Origin of the sequence: Shinella sp. M27 (genome assembly GCF_049199905.1) — a bacterium.
GTDB lineage: Bacteria > Pseudomonadota > Alphaproteobacteria > Rhizobiales > Rhizobiaceae > Shinella.
Map to the genome: position 1 here is coordinate 140,899 of NZ_JBLZPK010000048.1, position 5,787 is coordinate 146,685.

Below are 5,787 nucleotides of genomic sequence, written 5' to 3' on the forward strand. Positions count from 1 at the left end.
GTGGCTTTCCAGCGCATCCGCGTCACCGATATCGGCATGCTTTTCCGACTTGTCGTCGCCCGAGCGCTTCACATCCTTGGCGTGGCCGATCTTGATCTTGTCGGAGAGCGTATCGAACACCTGGTTCAGTATCTGGTCCATGCGGTCGATATTGTGCGTCTCGAAATAGTTAGTCGGATCCATCAGCAGACCGAGGCCGGGATGATCGACCTGCGCAAACATCTTGACGGTCTCCTCGACGGAGCCGACGACGTTGTTCACGTAGGTTTCGAGCAGGAAGACCGCGCCGTGGTCATAGGCATGCTGGGCAAGATCGGCGATGACCTTGCGGCACTCCTCGAAGCCCTCTTCCGTCTTGTTCTTCGGGTGATGCACCCAGTCGGATTCCGTGTTGTAGGTGCCGGTTTCCGAGATGACATAGGGCGTGCCGAGATGACGCGCGTTACGGATGATTTCCTTGAGATAGCCGACGCGGCGGTCGCGCTCGGCCTTATCGGGGTGGATGATGTTCGTGTAGCCGGAGATGCAGGAGATCGGCAGGTGATGATCGCGGAAGGTCTCGCGGATCCTGACGCACTTGTCCTTGGTGATCTGGCCGGCCGAAAGGTCAATATCCTTGAAGTGCATGTCGAGCTGCACAGTGTTGAAGTCGAGCGCGCGGATTTTCTTTGCCGTCTCTTCCAGCGCATAGGGGAAATAGCCGGTGAAAATACCTGTCTGCATCATGATGAGAATCCTCCCTCGTTATTCATGAATTGATGGAAATTTCGGAAAGCCTGACCGTGCGGCCCTCGTCGATCGACTTGTAGCCGGCCTCGATCAGCGCCACGGTCTTGACATTATCGGCGACGGAGAGCGCCGGCGGTTCGCCCGACTTCACCGCATATTGCAGCTGCTCCATCACACCGACGAAGGCATGCGGGAACCACATCGTGTCCCAGGTTGGCGTTACCCACTTGCCACCGGTCGTCGCCTTGGAGGCATAGGTCAGCGTCGAAGGCGACCCGTCGGGCCAACCGATCGTTCCCTGCGCCACACCGTCCGTGCCCTCGACGCGCCACTTGATGTAGATGTCGCTGTCGAACCCCTCTTCGCGCGGACCGGACCACACGTCCTCCATCGATACGGCCATGACGCCGCTCGGGAAGGTCAGAGTCGAAACGGTGATGCCGTCCTTGTGGGCGAATGTCGTACGCGGGTCGGTGCGGGTCAGCGTCGTGATCGTCTCGGGGTCGCCGAACAGGAAGCGCAGCACGTCGAGATGGTGCACGCTCATATTGGACAGCGTCAGCCGGTCATAGTCCTCAAGGAAGGTCTGCCAGTGCGGAATGGCGCGCATCTCGATCGTCGCCAGGACCGGCGTGCCAAGTTCCCCCTTGTCGAGGATCTGCTTGAGTACGCGCATCGACTGGTCGTAGCGCATGTTCTGGTTGACTGAGAGGATCTTGCCGGCCTTGGCGGCGGCATCGCGCAGCTCGATGGCGTCCTCCAGTGTCAGCGCAAGCGGCTTCTGCGCAAGAACGCCCTTGATATGCGGCTGGGCGAGCGCCTTGCGGATCAGCTCCGGCTGTTGATCCGGCGGGAAGGCGATGTCGATGATGTCGATGGTGGGATCAGCGATCAGCGCATCCGGCGTGTCGTGTACGGTGGCAATGCCCCAGCGCTCGGCAACCGCCGCCGCCTTGTCCCTCGTGCGCGAGGCAATGGCGACAACCGGAAAGCCGGCCTCCTTGTAGGCCGCCAGATGGCATTCCGCCATGATCATGCCGGCGCCGATGCAGCCGATCTTGTAATCCCTCACCCGCACCTGCGGATCGGGCGCAAAACCCCTGGCTTCGCTCATGGTAACCTCCCGTTAGATATGCTCTTTCACAGGCTGACAGCCTCACCCGCCAGATTGAAGAAATGCGCTTTGATCGGATTGCAGCTCAGCGCCACCGCACTTTCCAGCCGTATATCTGGCTGGCCACGCATCAGCGCTTTCAATTTTTCCGCCCCGGTATCGACCGTTACCACGGTGTAGCCGCCGAGCGGTTCGATCTCGTAGACCGTGGCCGGCCGCCCCGGACGCGCATCGTTCCACGGCTCGACCTTGAGGTCTTCCGGACGCACGCCGACATGTGCGGCACCATCCGGAACCGTCTCGAGCGGCAGACTGATCGTACCGTCCGCCATTTCTAGTGCCTTGCCGCGCACCGCGGGCAGGATGTTCATCATGGGGGCGCCGAGCAGGCGGGCGACATAACGGCTGACCGGGGTATCGTAGATGTCGGTCGGCGAACCGATCTGGCGGATCTCGCCCTCTTCCATGATCGCCATGCGATCGGCGATCGACATGGCCTCTTCCTGATCGTGCGTGACGTAGATCAGCGTCTGGCCAAGATCGCGCTGGATACGCTTCAGCTCGACGCGAGTTTCCTCACGCAGCCTCGCGTCGAGCGCCGAGATCGGATCATCCATGAGATAGGCGACGGGATCGCGCACAAGCGCACGGGCAATCGCCACGCGCTGGCGCTCGCCGCCGGAAAGCTGCGACGGCGGCTTGTGCAACAGGTGCGAAATATGAAGCTTCGCCGTTACAGCTTCGACGCGCGCGCGGATCTTTTCTTCCGGCACCTTGCGCTCGACAAGCGGGAAACGGACATTCTCGCCCGCCGTCATATGCGGGAATAGCGCGAGGTTCTGGAACACCATCGCCACATTGCGGTCAGCAGGCGAGACCCGATTGACCGGCTTGCCGCCAATCAGGATTTCTCCCTCATCCGGCGTCTCCAGCCCAAGGATTAGCTTCAGGACGGTCGATTTTCCCGAAAGCGGCGGTCCGAAGAAGCAGAAGAACTCACCCGGCTGGATATCGAAGCTCACATTGTTGACGGCAACCGTCTTGCCGAAACGCTTCGTGACATTGCGGAAGGAAATACCGGCCATGTTTTACACCTCCCGGATCGCGACGCCGGTCGCGGCATCGAACAGCCGGGCGAAGCCCGGCTCGACGGCGACATGGACGGTCTCGCCTGCCTGGACGGTGACATCATTGTCGAACACCGCCTTGACGCGTCGCTCTCCGTCACCGAAGTGAACGACCGTTCGCGCGCCGATGCGCTCGATGAAGGTGATGGGCATGGCAAGCCCCTGCCCCGCCCGGGCTAACACGACCCGTTCCGGGCGAAAACCGTAGACGACCTCACGCACGCCGCATGCCCGCGCGATTGCGGACAATGCGGGATCGAGCGGCGCGGTGACGCCGAGCGTCCCGAGATCAGCCACCAACCCCCGGTCGCTGTCGGCAAGCGTACCCTTGAGCAGGTTCATGCCCGGCGAGCCGATGAAATCGGCGACGAACAGATTGACCGGGTCGTTATAGACTTCCAGCGGCGTGCCGACCTGCTGCAGCACGCCATGATCCATCACTGCGATGCGATCCGCCATGGTCATCGCCTCGAGCTGGTCGTGCGTGACATAGACCATGGTCTGGCGGAACTGGCGCTGGAGATGCTTGAGTTCCGTGCGCATGACGGCGCGGAAGGCGGCGTCCACATTGGAAAGCGGCTCGTCCAGCAGGAAGATCGCCGGCTCGACGATGGCCGAACGGCCGATCGCCAGGCGTTGCAGGATGTTGACCGACAGCTTCACCGAGGGCTTGTCTAGCATCGGCGTCAGTTGAAGAAAATCGGCCATCGCCTTGACGCGGCGGTCGATTTCGGACGCAGGCGTTCCACGGACCTTCAGGCCGTAGGCCAGATTGTCGTAGACGTTCATATGCGTGAAGATCGCATAGTTCTGAAACACGAAACCGACGCCGCGCCGACCCATGGCAACCCCGTTCATGTCGCGGCCGTCGAAGGTAATGCGGCCTTCGCTCGGCTGTTCCATGCCGGCGATCATGTTCATGGTCGTGGATTTGCCGCAGCCGGAAGGCCCTAATAGCGCCATGAACTCTCCATCGCGGATTTCGAGGTCCATCGTCTTCAGCGCCGTGAAGGACCCGAAGCGCTTGACCAGGTTTTCAAGGTGAATGGCGGTCATGGCTCAGGCCTCCTTCGCCGCGTTCATCCGGCTGATGGCAAGCGAGACGAGAATGGAAAGTGCAATCAGGATGACGAGCGCGATGGCCGCGACATATCCCCAGATCAGGTCCTGCTGCGTCACCTTGTAGATGTAGACGGAGATGGTTTCCGTCGCGACGCCCGGCCCGCCACCCGTCATGATGTAGAGCGTGTCGAATATCTTGAAGTTCTCGATGACGCGGATCGACAGGGCGATAATGATGATCGTCTTCATCTTTGGCATGACGATGGTGCGGAAGCGCCGCGACCAGCTTGCACCCAACAACGTTGCCGCTCGCATCTGGTCCTCCGGTACGCCGACAAGGCCGGCAAGCAGGATGAGGAACATCAGCGGCGTCCACTGCCAGATATCGGCGATCATGACGGCGATCAGCGCCGTGCCGGGGCTCGACAACCAGGCGAGCGCGAAGGGCTGGCCGGTCAGCGTCGAGATGATATCGTTCACCGGCCCGCCGGACTGGAACAGCATGAAGAACATGTAGCCGGCGACCGCGGGCACGACCATCATGGGAATGAGCATGATCGAGTAAAACACCCGCTTGCCAGCAAAATTGTCTATGAAGAGGATGGCAAGGCCAAGTCCCAGCAGGAATTCCGCCGGTACGCAGATCAGCATCACCAGCGCGGTTCGGCAGAGCGCATCCCAGAAACGGCTGTCGATGGCAAGGTCGGTATAGTTGGCGAAGTTGTTCCAAAGTTCATAGGCTTGCCACCAGCCGATGCCATCGAGCGGCGACCAGTCGGTGAGGCTGATATAGAGCTGCATCAAGAGCGGAAAGACCGCGATGAAGAGCACCAGCAGCTGAGCCGGCAGCGTCAGTATCAGGCCAAGGCGGCGCCCACCATCTTCAATGCGGGTCTCGGGCGTCAACGGATCGCCAGTCACGGAGATTTTCTCCTCGGTTGCGAGCATGCTCATTGCTTGAGGGCTCCGAAGGTCAGACCCCGCACCAGATGTTTCTGGATGGCGATGCCCATGATGACGGGCGGTATAGCGGCGATCAGGCCAAGTGCTGCCTTGGCGCCATAGAGCTGCCCGGTCATCGAGGACGACAGCGAGGCCATGTAGACTGGGATCGTCACCCATTCGCGTGTCGTGAGAAGAAGCGCGATCAGATAGTCCGACCAGTTCAGGATGAAGACGAAGAGCGCGGAACTGGCGAGCGCGGGGCGCATCATCGGCAGCGTGATCTTCATAAAGACGCGCAGGCGCGAGCAGCCTTCGACCAGCGCCGCGTCCTCGATTTCGCGTGGCATGTCGTCGAAGAAGGTCTTCATCAGCCAGAAGGCGAAGGGCAGCGTGACGATGCCGTAGATCAACGCAAGCCCCCACCACGTATCGACGAGACCGAAGAAGGCCCACATGATCATGACGGGGATCATGACGGCCATAGGCGGAAAGAGCCTGAGCTGGATGAGTGCGAGCGGCAGGTTCTGGCCCGAACCGAAGCGCGACAGGCCGTAGGCACCGGCCGTGCCAGCCGTCATGGCGATCAGCGTGCCGAAGACAGCCGAGAGCAGCGACGCCAGGATCGGCTTGCCGGCGGTGCGGTCGAGCGCGACGATGAGATCGGACGTCGAAGTGCCGAAGATGAAGCGGAAATTGTCGAGTGTCGGGCTCTTCGGCCACCAGGTCAGGTCGGCGCCGGCGGCGGACCATTCGGCAATCGGCTTGAAGGCCATCGAGGCCATCCAGAGCGTTGGGATGAGTGTGACCGCC

General features: G+C 61.2%; 6 protein-coding genes. All 6 read right to left on the bottom strand.

The genetic code is table 11. From position 1 onward, the window contains the following. A partial coding sequence (locus ACOZK4_RS19480; RefSeq protein WP_421593290.1) for a sugar phosphate isomerase/epimerase family protein occupies positions 1 to 726 on the bottom strand: 726 nt, incomplete at its 3' end. 22 nt (positions 727 to 748) lie between these two features. Then, positions 749 to 1,843: a Gfo/Idh/MocA family protein gene (locus ACOZK4_RS19485; RefSeq protein WP_421593291.1), complete on the bottom strand. Its 1,095-nt coding sequence runs from the start codon at positions 1,841 to 1,843 to the stop codon at positions 749 to 751. Positions 1,844 to 1,869: 26 nt separating this feature from the next. Further along, positions 1,870 to 2,928 (bottom strand): ABC transporter ATP-binding protein, encoded by a 1,059-nt coding sequence (locus ACOZK4_RS19490; RefSeq protein WP_421593292.1) that lies wholly within the window; start codon positions 2,926 to 2,928, stop codon positions 1,870 to 1,872. Between the two features lie 3 nt (positions 2,929 to 2,931). Further along, a complete protein-coding gene (locus ACOZK4_RS19495; protein WP_421593293.1) occupies positions 2,932 to 4,026 on the bottom strand; it encodes an ABC transporter ATP-binding protein in 1,095 nt (364 codons plus the stop codon). A gap of 3 nt (positions 4,027 to 4,029) precedes the next feature. After that, a complete protein-coding gene (locus ACOZK4_RS19500) occupies positions 4,030 to 4,980 on the bottom strand; it encodes a carbohydrate ABC transporter permease (RefSeq protein WP_421593316.1) in 951 nt (316 codons plus the stop codon). Between the two features lie 2 nt (positions 4,981 to 4,982). Further along, positions 4,983 to 5,787: carbohydrate ABC transporter permease (locus ACOZK4_RS19505; RefSeq protein ID WP_421593294.1), on the bottom strand; the 805-nt coding region annotated here is incomplete at its 5' end.